At 71.5% G+C, this 18,749-nt stretch carries 5 protein-coding genes and 1 pseudogene; 4 read left to right on the top strand and 2 right to left on the bottom strand.

Annotated elements, in window-relative coordinates; translation table 11 throughout:
- Positions 1 to 74: 74 nt before the first annotated feature.
- Together AB0I10_RS35770 and AB0I10_RS35765 are read right to left on the bottom strand one after the other, a co-directional pair.
- A pseudogene (locus AB0I10_RS35770) lies at positions 75 to 158 on the bottom strand (amidinotransferase); the annotation flags it as partial.
- A 50-nt stretch (positions 159 to 208) separates the two neighbouring features.
- Entirely contained in the window at positions 209 to 1,156 is a 948-nt protein-coding gene (locus AB0I10_RS35765) for a methionyl-tRNA formyltransferase (protein WP_363156897.1), read from the bottom strand.
- 247 nt (positions 1,157 to 1,403) lie between these two features.
- Here AB0I10_RS35765 and AB0I10_RS35760 point away from each other — a divergent pair, with 247 nt between their 5' ends.
- The 4 genes from AB0I10_RS35760 to AB0I10_RS35745 all read left to right on the top strand — a co-directional run bounded on the left by AB0I10_RS35760 (position 1,404) and on the right by AB0I10_RS35745 (position 18,660).
- Positions 1,404 to 2,753, top strand: coding sequence for a SidA/IucD/PvdA family monooxygenase (locus AB0I10_RS35760; RefSeq protein WP_363156896.1), 1,350 nt, complete (start codon positions 1,404 to 1,406; stop codon positions 2,751 to 2,753).
- A gap of 90 nt (positions 2,754 to 2,843) precedes the next feature.
- A complete protein-coding gene (locus AB0I10_RS35755) occupies positions 2,844 to 3,887 on the top strand; it encodes an iron-siderophore ABC transporter substrate-binding protein (RefSeq protein ID WP_363156895.1) in 1,044 nt (347 codons plus the stop codon).
- 149 nt (positions 3,888 to 4,036) lie between these two features.
- On the top strand, positions 4,037 to 18,454 hold the full coding sequence (locus AB0I10_RS35750) for an amino acid adenylation domain-containing protein (RefSeq protein WP_363156894.1): 14,418 nt from the start codon (positions 4,037 to 4,039) through the stop codon (positions 18,452 to 18,454).
- Positions 18,451 to 18,660 carry an MbtH family protein gene (locus AB0I10_RS35745; RefSeq protein ID WP_363156893.1) on the top strand — a complete coding sequence of 70 codons (210 nt, stop codon included), beginning with the start codon at positions 18,451 to 18,453 and terminating at the stop codon, positions 18,658 to 18,660. Before AB0I10_RS35750 ends, AB0I10_RS35745 begins: the two co-directional genes overlap by 4 nt.
- Positions 18,661 to 18,749 lie beyond the last annotated feature (89 nt).

The raw sequence follows: 18,749 nt of genomic DNA, 5'->3' as shown, positions 1-18,749 counted from the left end.
GCGGCGTGTTTCAGGTGATCCACGCGGCGGCAATTACCGGCCGGCCCCGGGGCCATGACGGGGCGCCGGCAGATTCAGAGGGCCCGACGCAGTTCCAGCGTGCAGCACTTCACACTACCGCCGGCCTTCAGCAGCTCTGGCAGGCCGACGCCGATCGGGAAGTGCAGCGGCCATGCGGAACGCCGCATGGCCGCTGATCCCCTGGTGCTCAGGGACGGCTGGTGAGGTAGCCGCCCATCGAGGTGAAGTACTCGGTCGCGGGCACCTCCTGGCCGTCCTCGGTGCGTACACGGGTGATGGCCAGGCCGTGGTTGCGGCCGGTGCGGGCGTCGGCTCCGGCGACGATCACCACGCCGTCGCCCTCGCGGTAGAAGATGCGGCCGGGGGTGCCGCCGTAGCGGGCCTGGGACACGACCGCCGTGAGGATCTCCAGCCGCTTGCCCTTGTGGAAGGTGAAGGCGCTCGGGTACGGGGCCGACTGGGCGCGGACCAGGCGCTCCAGGTCCTCGGCGGGCCAGTCCCAGTTGACGCGGATGTCCTCGGCGGACCGCTTGTGGAAGAAGGTCGCCTGTGACCGGTCCTGCTTGGTGAAGTCGGTGCGCCCGGATGCGATCAGGCCGAGTGCTTCGGTGGTGGTCGGGGCGATGAGGTCGACGGTCTTGTGGAACAGGTCGGTGGTGGTGTCCGTCGGGCCGACCGTCACCGCGCGCTGGACCACGATGTCTCCGGCGTCGAGTTCGTCGTCCATCATGTGCGCGGTGACGCCCACTTCGCGTTCCCCGTTGATCAGAGCCCAGATCAGGGGGGAGAAGCCGGCGTACTTCGGCAGCAGCGAGTCATGGACGTTGAGGGTGCCGTGCCGGGGCAGGGTGAAGATGCGCGGGGGGATCCACGTCCGCCAGTTGTTGGCCACGATGATGTCCGGGTCGGCGTCCTTGAGCCGGGTGAACAGCTCCTCGTCATCGGGGCGGTTGCGGATCACGACGGGCACGCCGTGCTTCTCGGCGAGGTCGGCGACCGAGTCGCTCCAGATCTTCTCGTACGCGTGGTCGCTCTTGGGGTGTGTCACGACCATCACCACGTCGTGCTCGGAGTCCAGGAGAGCTTGCAGGGTGCGGTGCCCCCAGGTCTGATATCCGAACATGACGACCCGCATGGGGTTCCTCCTTGGAGCAGGGATTGACTGGGGTAAGTAAAGCAAGGCTTACCTAAGTGTGCAACGACGTGCGCGCAGGCCCTCGTTGGGGCCACGGCTCGTCGCCCCGCCCGTTTTGCCCGGTCGACAGATCGGTTCAGGTCAGGTTAGCTTTACCTAAGTTCCGCTCGGTCGCCGCTCTGTTCGGCGCGCCTGATTCCCGTTTCCTCAACGCCTGACAAGCGGCTACCCGCACGATGGGAGTGACATGTCACAGGCTCTTCCTGACGACGCACCACTGATCCACGACCTCATAGGTATCGGCTTCGGGCCGTCCAATGTGGCCATGGCGATTGCGCTCAGCGAGCACAACGCAAGCGTCGGCAGGCAGGAGGCGGTCACTGCTCACTTCTTCGAGCAGCAGCCGCGCTTCGGCTGGCACCGGGGCATGCTGCTTGAGGACGCCACCATGCAGGTGTCCTTCCTCAAGGACCTGGTGACACTGCGGAATCCCGCGAGTGAGTTCAGCTTCCTCTGCTACCTGAAGAGCAAGGGACGGCTGATCGACTTCATCAACCACAAGAACCTGTTCCCGCTGCGGGTGGAGTTCCACGACTACTTCGAGTGGGCCGCGGCCAAGGTGGACGACATGGTGTCCTACGGGCACGAGGTCGTCGCCGTGCGGCCCGTCGTTCGCGACGGGGTCGTGCAGTATGTGGATGTGACGGCCCGAACGGGGTCGGAGCTGGTGGTTCACCGGGCCCGGAACCTCGTGATCGGTACGGGGCTGCGGCCGCGGATGCCGGAGGGTGTGGACCGATCGGACCGGATCTGGCACACCTCCGACCTGCTGGCACGGGTGGACGGTCTGAAGGACGCCGATCCCTCCCGCTTCATCGTGGTCGGGGCCGGCCAGAGTGCCGCGGAGAACGTGGACTTCCTTCACAAGCGCTTCCCCCAGGCCGAGGTCTGCGCTGTCTTCTCGCGCTACGGCTACAGCCCCGCCGACGACAGCGGTTTCGCCAACCGGATCTTCGATCCCTCAGCGGTCGACGAGTACTTCACCGCTCCCGACGGCATCAAGCGCAAGCTGATGGACTACCACGGCAACACCAACTACTCCGTGGTGGACATCGACCTGATCGATGAGCTCTACCGTCAGGAGTACCAAGAGAAGGTCCTCGGTACCGAGCGCCTGCGGTTCCTCAAGGTGTCCAGGGTCACCGACGTCGTCGAGACCCAGGACAAGGTCCGCACCACGGTCGAGTCGCTGGTCACCGGAGAGAAGACGCCGCTCGACGCCGATGTGGTGGTCTACGCCACCGGATATGAGTCCGCCAGCGCCCTCGGGCTCCTCGGCGAGGTCGAGTCGTACTGCCACCGGGACGCTGAAGGCCGTGTGTGCGTCGAGCGCGACTACCGCGTCTCGACCGACCCCGAACTGCACTGCGGGATCTACCTGCAGGGCGGCACCGAGCACACCCACGGCATCACGTCGTCCCTGCTGTCGAACACCGCGGTCAGGGTCGGGGAGATCCTTCAGTCGATCCTCGACCGCAGCCAGGAGCCGGCCGCCGGAGAGCGGCTCGCCGCAGACGAGATCGGCTCGTCCCTCTAGACCCGCCCCCCACAGTCACGTCTGCCCGGTGGCCGCATCGTGCCGGGTGGGCGTGGCCCGCTGCGTGAATCCCCGTGAAAGGAAACACCCGTGCCCTTTGGTACACGTCCCGCGCTGACGAGCATCGTCAGACACATCCCCCGCGTGGCCGTCGCCGCCGTCGCCGCGCTCGCCCTCACCGCCTGTGGGGGCGGCGCTGAGAAGACCGATTCCAAGTCGTCCGGGGAGGCCGGCGCCAAATCCGGGGCTTTCCCCGTCACCGTCGAGCACAAGTACGGCAGCACGAAGATCGAGGCGGAGCCGAAGAAGGTCGTCACCCTTGGTCTGTCCGACCAGGACGCGGTGCTGGCGCTCGGGATCAAGCCCGTGGGCGCGGTGGACTGGTTCAAGGAGAAGCCGTACGGCAAGTGGCCCTGGGCCAAGAAGAAGTGGGGTTCGACGCCGCCGCAGATCGTGGGTGAGCGTGACGAGTACAACATGGAGAAGATCGCGGCTCTGGAGCCGGATCTGATCATCGCTCAGTACTCGGGCATGAAGAAGGAGCAGTACGACACGCTCTCCAAGATCGCCAAGGTCGTCGCCCAGCCCAAGGGCCACCCCGACTACGCCGCCCCGTGGCAGACCATGACCAAGCAGATCGGCACGGCGCTCGGCAAGGAGGCCCAGGCCAAGAAGCTGATCGCGGGCATCGACGCGCGCTTCAAGACGATCCGCGACAAGCACCCCGAGTTCGCCAAGAAGACGCTGGCCGTGGCCGACAGCTTCGAGGCGGGCAAGTACTCGGCGTTCACGAAGACCGACCCCAAGGCGATCTTCTTCTCCGAGCTCGGCTTCAAGTTGAAGCCCGAGATCGACAAGATGGCCAAGCCGGGCGCGAACGTCGCCGAGCTCAGCGCCGAGAAGCTGAACGTGCTCGACGTCGACCGTCTGGTCTGGGTCACCTCCAGTACCGAGGCCAACGACGGGATCAAGGCCGAGTCGCTCTACAAGAAGCTGAAGGTCAACAAGGAGAAGCGGGACCTGTTCGTCCCGTACCAGGACCCGGACATCGGTGCCGCGTTCTCCTTCAACACGGTCCTGTCGATCCCGTACGCCATCGACGAGATCGAGCCGTTGCTGACGGCCATCAAGTAACAACTCATCGCGCACCACCAGGGACGAGTGACCGTTCGACGGCGTGGCGGGTGCCCGGCACGCCGTCGAACGCATCAGCCCCCTTCTGACGCCCCGCTTCGCGGGACCACTCATCACTGACGCACCACCAGGGAAAGGCCCTTCGAACGATGTTTGACGTCGAGTCGGACCGGACGTCCGCTTCCGGGATACCCGTCACGGGCGGGCAATCCGGCATCTGGCTTGCCCAGCAGATCGAACCGGACAGCTCTGCCTACAACATCGTGTTCGCCTTGGACCTGCGTGGCGGCATCGACCTCGACCGCCTCGTCGCCTCCGCGCGGCAGGCGGTCGAAGAGGCCGAGTGCCTGCACGTGTGCGTCAGCCCCGAGAACGGGGAACCCCGTCAGACACCCGCACGGTTCCCCGTCGACATCCCCATAGTCGACCTGCGCGGCGTCCCGGCCCCCGAAGAGGCCGCCGTCGACTGGATGGCCGCCGACCGCGACCGGCCCGCCGACCTCGGCCGCGGCCCGCTCTTCGCCCAGGCGGTGCTCCGGCTCGCGGACGACCGGGTGCTCTGGTACCAGCGCTACCACCACATCGTCCTCGACGGCATGGGCGTCGCGCTCATCACCCGCCGGGCCGGAGAGCTCTACACAGCCGACACCGGCGAGCAGGCCCGTGCCCCGCACGACTGGGCGCTGCCCCGACTGGTGGACGCAGACCAGGCGTACCGCGCGTCCGAGCAGCACAAGTCGGACCGCGCCTACTGGTTGGACCGGATGGCCGGCCGCCCCGAGCCCGTACGCCTCGTCGAGCGCGCTCCGTCGCCCATGACGCGACGCCTGCGGCGCAGCACGCAACTGTCCCCGCAGGACACCGTCCGGCTGCACGCCGCAGCGGAGAGCGCGGGCGTCCGCACGTCCCGCCTCCTGCTCGCGGCCGTGGCCGCCTACCTGCACCGGGTCAGCGGCGAGCAGGATCTCGTCCTCGGACTGCCGATAGCCGCCCGCCAGGACGAGGTGTCGGCCGTCGTCCCCGGCATGGTGTCCAACATCGTCCCGCTGCGGGTGACCGTCCGCCCCGGCACCACCGGTGCCGACCTCGTGGCGGACGTACGTCACGCGGTCGCCGAGGCGGTCGACCACGGGCGCTACCGCGCCGAGGACCTGGCCAGGGAGCTCGGGCTGGCCGACGGCGTATCGGAGCTGGTCGGCCCGACGGTCAACGTCCTTCCCCGTGGCGAGGACCTGGGCTTCGCGGACCACAAGACCGAGCTCCGCCCGGAGTGGCTCGGCCCGGTCAGCGACCTGGCCCTCAACTTCGCCGAGTGCGACGAGGGCCGCGGCATACGCCTCCACTTCGACGCCGACGCGGACGTCTGCGACGAGCAGACGCTGCGCGACCACGAGCGCCGCTTCCGCACGCTGCTGCACGCCTTCGCCGAGGACCTGGACCGGCCCGTCGGTCACATCGAACTGACCTCGGCAACGGAACGGACCCAACTGCTCGAAGAGTTCGGTGTGTCACCGCGCGACGTGGCCGAACTGTCCTGGCCCGCCGCGTTCGAGCGCCAGGTGCGCCGCTCGCCCGACGCCGTCGCTCTCGTGTGTGAGGACCGGGAGCTGACGTACGCCGAGCTCAACGCCGCCGCCAACCGGCTCGCCCGCCTCCTCGTCGCCCGTGGAGTGCGCGCCGAGGACGTCGTCGGTGTGGCCGTGCCGCGCTCGCCCGAACTCGTGGTCTCCCTGCTGGCGGTGATGAAGGCCGGGGCGGCGTATCTGCCGCTGGACGCCGACCATCCGCAGGACCGGATCGCCTACATGCTGTCCGACGCCGGCGCGCGCACCGTCGTCACCACGCGCGAGCTGTCCGGTGAACTGCCGGACGCGCCCGGCGTCGGCCACCTGCTGCTCGACGAGCCTGGGGGTACCACCCGCGCGTACGGTGGCGGCGGCCACGCGCGGGGGACGGTGGCGGCCGAGTGCGCCGCCCTCGACGCCTCGGACCTCGGCCTGCCCATCGCCCTGGACCGGGCCGCGTATGTCATCTACACCTCCGGCTCCACCGGCCGCCCCAAGGGTGTCGTCGTTCCGCACGACGGCGTCGGCAGCCTCATCGCCACCGCCACCGACCGCATCGGCATCACCGCCGACAGCCACGTGGTCCAGTTCGCCTCCGTCGGCTTCGACGTGACGGTCTGGGACCTGATCATGTCCCTGTGCGTCGGCGGCCGGATCGTCGTCGTCCCCGCCGAGCGCCGGGTCGCCGGACCGGCCCTGACGGACTACATCGCGCGCCACCGCGCCACCCACATGATCCTCCCGCCGTCGCTGGTCTCGGCGCTGCCGCAGGAATGCGAACTGCCCGACGGAGCGGTGCTCGTCGTCGGCACCGAAGCGGTGCCGAGCGAGCTGATCGCCCGCTGGTCCGACCGGCTCCAGGTCGTCGTCGCCTACGGACTCACCGAGGCGAGCGTCAACTCCACGCTGTGGCGCGCCGAGCCCGACCGTCCCGGTCCCGCGCCGATCGGTCGGCCCGACCCCAACACCCGCGTCTACGTGCTCGACGCGGCCCTCCGCCCGGTCCCCGTGGGCGCCGACGGTGAGCTGTACGTCGCCGGGCGCGGCCTGGCCCGCGGGTACCTCGGCCGGGCGGAGCTGACGTCGGAGCGGTTCGTGGCCGACCCGTTCGGCGCGCCCGGCGCCCGGATGTACCGCACCGGTGACCGGGTCCGCTGGAGCGCGGACGGCAACCTGGAGTTCCTCGGCCGCACGGACGGCCAGCTCAAGATCCGCGGCCACCGGATCGAACCGGGCGAGATCGAGAGCGCGTTCATGGCCTGCCCCGGCATCGCCCAGGCCGCCGTCCTCGTCCGCGAGGACCACCGCGGCGCGAAGCGTCTCGTCGCCTACCTCGTCGCGGAGGCCGGTACGGACGCCGACGCCGCCGTCGCTGCGGCGCGCACCCGGACCGCGGACACGCTGCCCGACTACATGGTGCCGTCCGCCGTCGTCGCCCTCGACGGCTCCCTCCCGCTGACACCCAACGGAAAGCTCGACAGCCGGGCCCTGCCCGCGCCCCGGTGGACGGCCATGAGCGGCGCCGACGCGCCCACCACCCCGGCCGAGACGGCGCTCGCCGCGCTGTTCTCGGAGGTCCTCGGCCTGCCCTCGGTGGGCGTCCACGACAGCTTCTTCGAACTGGGCGGTGACAGCATCGTCGCCATCCAGCTGGTGAACCGCGCCCGCGAGGCCGGGCTGGCGGTCACCCCGCGTGACGTGTTCCGGCAGCGGACCGTGGCGGCGCTCGCCCGGACCGCGGGTCAGGTGATGGCCGGCGGGAGTCCGGTCACGGCCCTGGCGGACCTCGACGAGGACGCCCTGCCCGTCTCCCCGCTCCAGGAAGGCTTCTTCTTCCACGCCGAGTTCGACCAGCGGGTTGCCGACCTGTACGTGGTCCAGGAACTCCTCGACCTGGCGCGACCGGTCGACCCGGACCGCCTGCGGCAGGCACTGCAACTGCTCCTCGACCGGCATCCGTTGCTCCGCGCCTCGTTCCGGCAGCTGCCGGGCGGCGAGGTCGTCCAGCGGCTCGCGGAGCGGGTGACCCTCCCGTGGCGGGTGGCCGACACCGACGCGACCGGGCTGGACGACCTGCTGCGGCGGGACCGCGCCGAGCAGTTCGACCTCGCCCGGCCGCCGCTGCTGCGCGCGACCCTGATCCGGGACGGGCAGCGCCACCGGCTGCTGCTCACCCTGCACCACATCATCGCCGACGGCTGGTCCGTCTCCGTCCTGCTGCGCGAACTCACCGCCGCCTACGGGCGAGAGGCACTGCCAGCGCCGGTCGGCCCGCGCCCGTACCTGTCCTGGCTGGCCGGCCGTGACCGCGACACCGCCCGTGATGCCTGGCGCCAGGCCCTGTCCGGCCTGGAGGGCCCGACCCGGCTGCCCGCCCTCGCCGCCACCACGGGCGACGACACGCCGGCACCGGCCAGGCCGCAGCACGTCGACACCCGGCTGCCCGAGGAGCTCACCGCCGAACTGACCGCGTACTCCCGGACACACGGGCTCACCCTGAGCACCGTCGTCCACGGAGTCTGGGGCCTGGCGCTGGGCGGGCTCACCGGCAGCCAGGACGTCGTGTTCGGCACCACCGTGTCGGGGCGGACCACCGAGGTCGCGGGCCTGGACTCCGCCGTCGGCCTGTTCATCAACACCGTCCCGGCCCGGGTGAGCCTGCGTGCCGACGAGTCGCTCACCGAGCTGCTGCGCCGCGTCCAGGACGAGCACACGGCGCTGCTGGATCACCAGCACCTCGGTCTCGCCGACATCCAGCGGAGCGCGGGCGGCGGCGAACTCTTCGACACCCTCGTGGTGTTCGAAAACTACCCGACTGGCGATGGGGGTCCCTCCCTGCTCATTGAGAGCTTGGGGGAGTCCACCGCCGAGGACACGGACGCGCTGCGCATCACCGGCGCCGAGGTGCTCGACGCGGTGCACTATCCTCTCGCGCTCATCGTCGAGCCGGGCGACGGCCGTCTGCTGCTGCGGTTCAAGCACGACGGTGCACGGCTCGACCAGGTGACCGTGGCGGTGCTCGCCAACCGGTTCGTGGCGCTGCTGGAGACACTGGTATCCGAGCCATACCGCCTGGTCGCCCGGACCGGCCTGTTGTCCGACCGGGAGCAGGAGCACCTCGCCGAGCTCAACGCCACAGCGCACCCGCTCCCCGATGCCGACGCCTCGCTCGCCTCGCTCTTCGCCGCACAGGCGGCACGGGCCCCCGACGCCCCTGCGGTCGTCTTCGAGGACACCGAGCTGACCTACGCCGAACTCGACTGGCGGGCCGAGGCACTGGCGCGGCGGCTGCGGGCGCGCGGTGCGGGCCCGGAGCAGTTCGTCGCGGTCGCGGTACCGCGCTCGGCAGAGCTGATGGTCGCGCTGCTCGGCGTCCTCAAGGCAGGTGCGGCCTACCTGCCCGTCGACCTGGACTACCCCGCCGACCGGGTGGCGTTCATGCTCGGCGACTCAGGGGCGCGCACTGTCGTGACCACCGCTGACGCTGCAGGGCGGCTGCCCGAAGTCCCGGGCCTTGAGCGACTCGTGGTCGACCACGACGAGGACACCTCCGGACGCGACGCCCCCGATGTGCCGGGCGAACAGGCAGGGCCCGACCACCCCGCCTACCTGATCTACACCTCCGGCTCCACCGGGCGCCCCAAGGGCGTCGCCGTCACCCACCGGGCGATCGTCAACCGGCTCGCCTGGATGCAGGGGGAGTACGCACTCGGCGCGGACGACCGGGTGCTCCAGAAGACTCCGTCCAGCTTCGACGTGTCGGTGTGGGAGTTCTTCTGGCCCCTGGTCGAGGGCGCGACCGTCGTCCTCGCCCGCCCCGACGGCCACCGTGACCCGGCCTACCTGGCCGAACTGATCCGCGCCGAGCAGATCACAACGATGCACTTCGTGCCGTCGATGCTGGCCGCGTTCGTCCAGGCCATGGAGGCCGCCACGGACACGGGCGCGCCGGACTGGGCGGCCGGCCTGCGCCGGGTGTTCTGCAGCGGCGAGGCGCTCACCGGCCCGGACGCCCGCCGCTGGTGGGACCTGACGTCCCGCTCGGGGCACGGCCCGGTGCCCCTGCACAACCTCTACGGGCCCACCGAGGCGGCCGTGGACGTCACCTACTTCCCCTACGAGGGCGGCACCGAGCTCGCCGTGCCGATCGGCCGGCCCGTGTGGAACACCCGGCTGTACGTGCTCGACGCCTTCCTGCGCCCGGTCCCCGACGGGGTGCCCGGCGAGCTCTACCTCGCCGGGGTCCAACTGGCGCGGGCCTACCACGACCGGCCCGCGCTGACCGCCGAACGGTTCGTCGCCGACCCGTTCGGCGCACCGGGCGCACGCATGTACCGCACCGGTGACCTGGTCCGGCGCCGCGCCGACGGCGCCGTCGAGTACCTCGGCCGCACCGACCGGCAGGTCAAGATCCGCGGCAACCGTATCGAGCTGGGCGAGATCGAGACCGCCCTGGCGGGCCTGCCCGGCGTCGCCCGCGCGGCGGTGATCGTCCGCGACGGCGCACTCGTCGGCTACGCCGTACCGGCCCCCGGCGCCGACGCTCCGGACACCGACGCCCTCCATGTGGCGCTCGCCGACGCGCTGCCCGCGACCATGGTGCCCGGTGCCGTCGTGGCCCTCGACGAGCTGCCGCTGACCCCCAGCGGCAAGCTCGACCAGAACGCGCTGCCCTCGCCCTCCGTCGCCCCCAGGGCCGGCGGACGCGCGCCCCGCGACGAGCGTGAGCGCGCCCTGTGCGAGATCTTCACCGCCGTCCTCGGTATGCCGGGGATCGGCGCCGACGACGACTTCTTCGTCCTCGGCGGCGACAGCCTCACCTCGATCGCCGTCGCCACCCAGGCCCGTGAGAGGGGACTGACCATCAGCCCGCGCGATGTCTTCGAGTGCCGCACGCCCGCGGCGCTCGCCGCCACCGCTCAGGACGCGGCTCCCCGCCAGGAGGCCCGGGACGACGCACCGACCCCCGAAGCCCCCGCCGTGACCGTCACGGCCACCGAGGCCGGACAGGCGGCGGCCGCCCTCCAGGCCATGCTGGCCCAGCAGGAACAGTCCGGTACGGCGGTCGACCCCGCCCTGCGGGCGCTGCTGGACCAGCTGACCGCCGCCGGCACATCGCAGGAGACCTCGGCCCCCGCCGCCCCGTTGGGCGGACTGGAGTTGTCCGAGGAGGAGACCGCCCGTGTGGAGGCCGCCGCCGGGCTGCCGGTCGCGGACGTCTGGCCGCTCTCCCCTCTTCAGGAGGGCATGTACTTCCACGCCACCTACGACGCGGGCGAGGCACTCGACGTCTACCTCTCCCAGGAGACCCTGGACTTCGACCACCGCCTCGACGCCGACCGGCTGCAGGCCGCCTGCCGGGCGCTGCTGGAGCGCAACACCAGCCTGCGCGCCGGATTCACCAGCGACGGCCTGCCCCGCCCGGTGCAGTTCATCGCGGACGGCGCGCGGATCCCGGTGGTGGAGGCCGACCTGTCGGGGCTGCCCGCCGAAGAACAGCGGTCCCGGATGGAGGAGTTGCTGGCGGCCGACCGGCGGCAGCGCTTCGACCTGTCCGCCCCGCCGCTGTGCCGGCTGCTGTTGATCCGGCTCGGCGACGGCCGGGACCGGCTCGTCGTCACTCACCACCTCATCCTCTGGGACGGATGGTCCGCCTGGCTGTTCCTGGAGGAGCTGTTCACGCTGTACGAGCGGGCGGGCGATGCCACCGGCCTCCCGGCCCCGGGCTCGTACCGCGACTACCTGGCCTGGCTGGACGAGCAGGACACGACCCAGGCCGTCGAGGCGTGGCGTGGCGCGCTCGCCGGGTTCGACGAGCCGACCCTGGTCGCGCCGACGGGGCGCGACGCCGGCCCGGTGATCCCCGTGGACTTCGACGCGGTGCTGACGGAGGAGACCAGCCACCGGCTGCGCACCCTCGCACGGCAGCACGGGCTCACCCTGAACACCGTGCTGAACGCGGCCTGGGGGCTGGTGCTCTCGGCGATGACGGGGCGCGCGGACGTGGCCTTCGGCACAGCCGTCGCCGGGCGGCCCGCGGACGTGCCGAACGTCGCCGGCATCATCGGCATGTTCCTCAACACGATCCCCGCCCGCGTCGCCCTCAGCCCGGACGAGCCCCTGCTCGACCTGCTGCGGCGGATGCAGTCCGAGCGCGTCGCGGTCATGCCGTACGAGTACGTGGGTCTCGGCACGCTCCAGCAGGAGACCGGCCACCGCCGCCTGTTCGACAGCCTGTTCGTGCTCCGCTCGGCCGACGGCGAGGACCGGGCCGCGGCACTCAGGGAGCGCTACGGCATCACCGACGTGTCGAACGTGGACGGCACCCACTTCCCGCTCACCCTGATCGTCACGCCGGAAACCCGCCTGCGCGTGACCCTGGCGGCCAGGCCCGACCTGTTCGACGAGGATGACGCCACCACGATCCTCGTCCGGTTCACGACCGTGCTGGAGCGGCTCACCGAGGCCCTCGCCGCCCCGACCGCCGCCTCCGCCAGGACCGTCGGCATGGACCTGCTGCTGCCGTGGGAGCGCGCCGCCCTGCTCGCCGGCTGGGACGACACCCGCGACCCGGTGCCGAACGAGACCATCGCCGACATGCTCGCGGCCCAGGTCGCCCGTACCCCGAACGCGGTGGCGCTGGTCTTCGGCGAGCGGGTCCTCACGTACGCCGAACTGGACGCACACATCAACCAGTTGGCCCGGCTGCTGCTCGCCCGGGGCGCGGGACCGGAAACGGCCGTCGCGCTGGCCCTGCCGCGCTCCACCGAGATGGTCGTCGCGCTGTTCGCAGTGCTGCGGACCGGCGCCGCGTACCTGCCGCTGGACCTCGACCACCCCGCCGACCGGCTGCGGCTGATGGTCGAGGACACCGGGCCCCTGTGCCTGGTGTCCACGGCCGCCGTCGCCCCGACGCTGCACGGTGACACAGGTGCCGTCGCCCCCGAACTCCTCCTGGACGACGAGGCCGTGGCCGCCGAGCTGGCCGCGCTCCCGGGCGGTGAGATCACCGACGCCGAGCGGCCCGCGTTCTCCCATGACGTCCCGGACCGGCTGGAGTACCCGGCATACGTCATCTACACCTCCGGCTCGACCGGCAAGCCCAAGGGCGTCGTCACCCCGTACCGGGGACTGACGAACATGCAGCTCAACCACCAGAAGGAGATCTTCGATCCGGCCATCGCCTCGGTCGGCGGACGACGACTGCGCATCGCGCACACCGTGTCCTTCGCCTTCGACATGTCCTGGGAGGAGCTGCTCTGGCTCGTCGAAGGCCACGAGGTGCATGTCTGCGACGAGGAACTGCGCCGCGACGCCGAGGCCCTGGTCGCGTACTGCGACCGGCACCGGGTCGACGTGGTCAATGTGACGCCCACCTACGCCCAGCTCCTGATCGAGGAGGGCCTGCTCGACCAGGAGGAGACCACCGGAAAGCACCGGCCCGCCCTGGTCCTGCTCGGCGGCGAGGCCGTGTCCGACACGGTGTGGACGGCGCTGCGCCGCACCGAGGGCACCTACGGCTACAACCTGTACGGGCCGACCGAGTACACGATCAACACGCTCGGCGGCTCCACCACCGACAGCGCGACCCCCACGGTCGGCATGCCCATCCGCAACACCCGCGCCTACGTACTCGATGCGATGCTGCGGCCGGTGCCGCCGGGCTGCCCCGGTGAGCTGTACATCGCCGGCACCGGACTGGCCCGCGGCTACCACGACCGGCCGGGCCTGACAGCCGAGCGGTTCGTCGCCGACCCGTTCGGGGAGCCCGGTGAGCGGATGTACCGGACGGGCGACCTCGTCCGCCAGCGACCGGACGGCCTGCTGGACTTCCTCGGCCGCACCGACGACCAGGTCAAGATGCGCGGCTACCGCATCGAACTCGGCGAGATCTCCACGGCGTTGTCCACGCACCCAGAGGTCGCGCACGCGGCGGTCGTCGTGGCCGCGGCCGCCGGGACCAAGCGTCTGGTCGGCTACTTCGTGCCCGAGGAAGCCGCTGCCGAGGGGGACGAGGCACTGGTCCAGCGGCTGCGCGACCACCTCAAGGCCGGCCTGCCGGACTACATGGTCCCCTCCGCACTCGTCCCGGTGGAGACGCTCCCGCTGACCGTCAACGGCAAGCTGGACGTCAAGGCCCTGCCCGCCCCCGACTTCGGAGGTACGGGCGCCGGCCGACCGCCCCGCACACCGCAGGAGGAGACGCTGTGCGCGCTCTTCGCCGAGGTGCTGGGTCTGCCCGAAGGCAGCGTCGGTATCGACAGTGACTTCTTCGAGCTCGGCGGCCACTCGCTGCTGGCCACCCGTCTGGTGAGCCGCGCCCGTACCGCGCTCGACGCCGAACTGGCGATCCGCGACCTGTTCGAGGCGCCCACCGTCGCGGAGTTGGTGGAGCGCGCGGGCCACTCGGGCGCAACCGCCCGACCCGCGCTGACGGCCGGTGAGCGGCCCGCCGAACTGCCGCTCTCCCACGCCCAGCAGCGGCTGTGGGTCATCCAGCAGATCGAGTGCACCTCGGCCGCGTACAACTTTCCCCTGGTGATGCGTCTGCACGGGGCCCTCGATGTGGACGCGTGGCGCGCCGCGCTCGCCGATGTGACGGCTCGTCATGAGGCACTCCGTACGGTCTTCGTCGACCGCGACGGCCAGGTGTTCCAGCACGTCATGCCCGCCGACCAGGCGCAGCCGGTGGTGGAGTGCGTCAGCGCCACCGAGGACGAGGTGCCCGGTATCGTCGACGCCGCCGTCAACCGGCCGTTCGACCTCGCCGCCGAACTGCCGCTGCGGGCCACGATCGTCGAAACCACGCCCGATCAGCACGTCGTCATCGTGCTGCTGCACCACATCACCACAGACGAGTGGTCGGACCGGCCGTTCCTGCGTGATCTGGCCACCGCCTACGCCGCGCGGCTCGACACCACTGCGGTCGATATGCGGCCGGCGCCGGGTGGGGGCCCCGACTGGGAGCCGCTTCCCGTCCAGTACGCGGACTACGCGCTGTGGCAGCAGCGGCTGCTCGGCGACCCCGCCGACCCGGGCAGCCTCGCGGCCCGCCAGCTGGAGTACTGGCGCACGGCGCTCGACGGCGCCCCCGAGGAGCTCGAACTACCCACCGACCGGCCCCGGCCCGCACGCCCGGCGTTCACCGGAGCCGAACTCGACATTGCGTTCGACGCCCAGGTCCACGAGGGCCTGAAGCGGCTCGCCCGCGAGACCGGCGCCAGCATGTTCATGGTGGTACACGCGGCGGTCGCCGCCCTGCTCCACCGCATGGGCGCCGGGACGGACATCCCCCTCGGCTCGCCCATCGCGGGACGGAGCGACGAGGCGCTGGACGATCTGGTCGGCTTCTTCGTCAACACGCTCGTACTGCGGACCGACCTCAGCGGCGACCCCAGCTTCACCGAACTGCTGGCACGGGTCCGGGAGACCGACCTGGCGGCCTTCTCCCATGCGGACGTGCCGTTCGAGTCGGTCGTGGAGAAGCTCAACCCGACGCGTTCGCTGTCCCGGAACCCGCTGTTCCAGGTGATGGTCGGCTACCACGCCCGCACGGGTGACGGACTGGAACTGCCGGGACTCCGCGCGGAGTACGTGCCGTTCCGGAGCCGCACGGCCAAGTTCGACCTGGTGTTCAGCTTCACCGAGCACACGGCGGCCGACAGCGCCGGCGCGGGCTCCCTGACCTGCCGTCTGGAGTTCGCCACCGAGCTGTTCGACGTGGCCACCGCCGAGCGGCTCGGCGACCGCCTCCGCGGGCTCGTCGCGGCACTCGTCGCCGGACCCGAACGGCCCGTCTCACAGGCGGAGATCCTCGCCGCGGACGAGCGGCAACTGGTCCTGGAAGGCTTCAACACCACCGCCCGTGAGGTCGACGAGGCGTCGCTGCCGGCCCTGTTCGCCCAGCGGCTCGCCGAGCGGCCCGACGCGGTCGCCGTCGTGGAGCGCTCGCGCACGGTGACGTACGCGCAACTGGACGCGCGGTCCAACCGGATCGCACATCTCCTCGCAGCCCACGGCGTGGGTGCCGAGAGCGTGGTCGGCGTGGCCGTGCCCCGCTCGGTGGACATGGTCGCCACGGTCCTCGCCGCGCTCAAGCTCGGTGCCGCTTTCCTGCCGCTCGACCTGGTCCACCCCGCCGACCGGCTGACCTACATGATCGAGGACTCGGGAGCCGTCCTCGTCGTCGGCACCGAGCCGGTGGCGGGGAAGATCCCCGAAGTGCCGGGCGTGCCCGTGGTGCTGCTCGACGAGCCGGTCACCGCCGCCGCGCTGTCGAAGCTCCCGGATTCGGCCGTGGACGGTCCGCCGGCCGGCCTGGACCAGGCCGCGTACGTGATCTACACGTCCGGTTCCACCGGCCGTCCCAAGGGTGTGGTCGTGCCGCACGAGGGCATCTCCAGCCTGGTCGCGACCGCCGTCGACCGGATGGGCCTGGAACACGACAGCAGGGTGCTCCAGTTCGCCTCGATCGGCTTCGACGTCTTCGCCTTCGAACTGTCGATGGCGCTGTGCCACGGCGGACGGCTCGTCCTCATCTCCGACGAGGCGCGGGTCGCCGGACCGGCGCTCACCGACTTCCTCGCGGACCAGCGGATCACCCACATGATCCTGCCGCCGTCCCTCGTCTCGGCGCTGCCGCCGGGCTGCGAGCTGCCCGAGGGGTCGACCGTCCTGGTCGGCACGGAAACGGTGCCGCCGGACCTGTTCGAACGCTTCGGTGCCACGGCCCATCTGATCTGCGCCTACGGGCTCACCGAGGCGACGGTCAACTCCACGCTGTGGCCCGCCCGGGAGCACGGCGGCCGGCCCGCCGGTCGGGTGCCCATCGGCCGGCCCGACCCCAACACCCGCTGCTACGTCCTCGACGAGAACCTGCGGCCCGTCCCGCCGGGTGTGGTGGGGGAGCTGTATGTCTCCGGACGCGGGCTCGCCCGTGGCTACCTCGGCAAGGCCGGGCTGACCTCGGAGCGGTTCGTCGCCGACCCGTTCGGCCCGCCCGGCAGGCGGATGTACCGCACCGGTGACCGCGCCCGCTGGCGCGCGGACGGCAACCTCGACTTCTTCGGCCGGGTCGACACCCAGGTGAAGGTGCGGGGCTTCCGTATCGAGCTGGGCGAAATCGAGGCGGCACTCGCCGGACACCCGTCGGTCGGCCAGGCCACCGTGGTTCCCGACCGCGACGGCGACATCGTGCGCCTGGTCGGCTACGCCGCCCCGGAGACCGGGGAGGAACTCGACCCGCAGGCGCTGCGCACCCATGTCGCCGGGCTGGTGCCCGAATACATGGTGCCCGCCCTCGTCGTACCGCTGGACGGTCCGCTGCCGCTGACCCCCAACGGCAAGCTGGACAAGAAGGCGCTGCCGGTACCGGACTGGTCCGCGATGACGGGCGACGCTCGCCCGGCGACCGAGACGCAGGCCCGCCTCGCCGCGCTGTTCTGCGAGATCCTCAAGCTGGACAGCGTCGGCGTGCACGACAACTTCTTCGCGCTCGGCGGCCATTCGATGGCCTCGATGCGGCTCCTGGGCCGTATCCGCGCCGAGTTCGGAGTCGAGCTGAGCATTCGGGACGTCTTCGACGCGCTGACCGTCGCCGGTATCGCCGGCAAGTTGGAGGGGGCGGCGGCCGCACGGCCCGCACTGCGCCCGGCGGCGGGCCGTGCGGCGGGCCGTGCGGCGGACGGCGCTCCGGTACCGGTCGCGCCCGTCCAGCGCCCCCAGTGGGACGCGTACCGCCGCGCACCGGGCTTCGACCACGCGCTGGTGCTGCGGGCGCCCGGCGGCGGGCTGGACGCCGATGCGCTGTCGGCGGCGCTCGCCGACGTGGTGGCCCGGCACGAGCCGCTGCGCACCGCGTTCGCCGAACGCGACGGCACGGTGGTCCAACGGCCCGCCGGGCACCCGGACCTGGCCGTCGAGCAGTGCGCCGACCTGGACACGCGGCCGGCCGAACTCGCCGCCGAGGCGCCGGACCTGGAGCGGGAAGCGCCCCTGCGGGCACGGCTGCTCACCGGCGCGGACGGCGGCCAGGCGGTCCTGCTGACCATGCACTATCTCGCGGTCGACGAATGGTCGGTGGTGCCCCTGTTCCGCGACCTCACGACGGCGTACGCCGCGCGTGCGGACGGCCGGGCACCCGTGTGGGAGCCGCTGCCGGTGACGTACGCCGACTACGCCCACTGGGCTCGCGAGGTGCTCGGCGATCTCACCGACCCGGACAGCCGAGGCGGGCAGCAGCTCGCCTACTGGCAGCGGACGCTCGCGGACATGCCACGGGAGCTGGCGCTACCGGCGGACCGGCCGCGCCCCGCCGCACCCGGTCGGCCGGGCCGGGCCGCCGACCACGTCGGGTTCGTCCTCGACGAGCGGCTGCACGAGGACGTCGACAGGCTCGCCCGCGCGACCGGCACCAGCATGTTCATGGTGCTGCACTCGGCCCTGGCGGCGCTGCTCACCGCCCATGGAGCGGGCACCGACCTGCCCATCGGTACGATGGTCGCCGGCCGCACGGACGACCAACTGGCCGATCTGGTCGGCTGCTTCTTCAACACGGTTGTGCTGCGCACCGACACGGCGGGCGACCCGACCTTCACGCAGCTGCTGGCCCGCGTACGGGAAGCCACGCTGAGCGCCCTGGACCGGCAGGACGTCCCGTTCGACGAGGTTGCCCGTGTGACCGATCTGCCCCCGGAGGGACCCCAGGTCATGGTGATCCACCATGAGCAGGCGGACCTGGCGCAACTGGAGGGCGGCATGGGCTCGCTCGACGCCGTACCGACCGGCTCGGCCCGCGCGGAGCTGACGCTCAGCTTCTACGAGCCGCGTGGCGCCGGCCCGGTGCACTGCGGGCTGATCCACGCGACCGAGCTGCTCGGCACCGCCAAGGCACGGCAGCTGGCCGACGAACTTCAGGCGCTGCTGCGCACCGTGGCAGCCGACCCCGAACAGCCGCTCTCGGAGCTGTTCACCGTACCGTCCATGAGGAGTGACAACGTATGACGACCAACCCGTTCGAGGACCCGCAGGGCCGCTTCCTGGTCCTGGCCAACGACGAGAACCAGCATTCACTGTGGCCGTCCTTCGCCGAGGTGCCGGCCGGGTGGCGGACCGTCTTCGGCGAGGACACCCGCGAGGCATGCCTCGCCTACGTGGAGACCAACTGGACGGATCTGCGCCCCGCAAGCCTGATCGCCCAGCAGGGCTGACCCTCTGACGCGACGTCGCCGCCCGGCCGTGTGCCTGTTCTTCCTCGCCTACCAGCGGGACGTCCGCAAGGGCTTTGTCCCCCTCCAGC

This window comes from Streptomyces sp. NPDC050636, from assembly GCF_040654775.1.
GTDB lineage: Bacteria > Actinomycetota > Actinomycetes > Streptomycetales > Streptomycetaceae > Streptomyces.
Note: the sequence above shows the minus strand (reverse complement) of the source record. Positions and strands in the feature narration are given on the sequence as shown.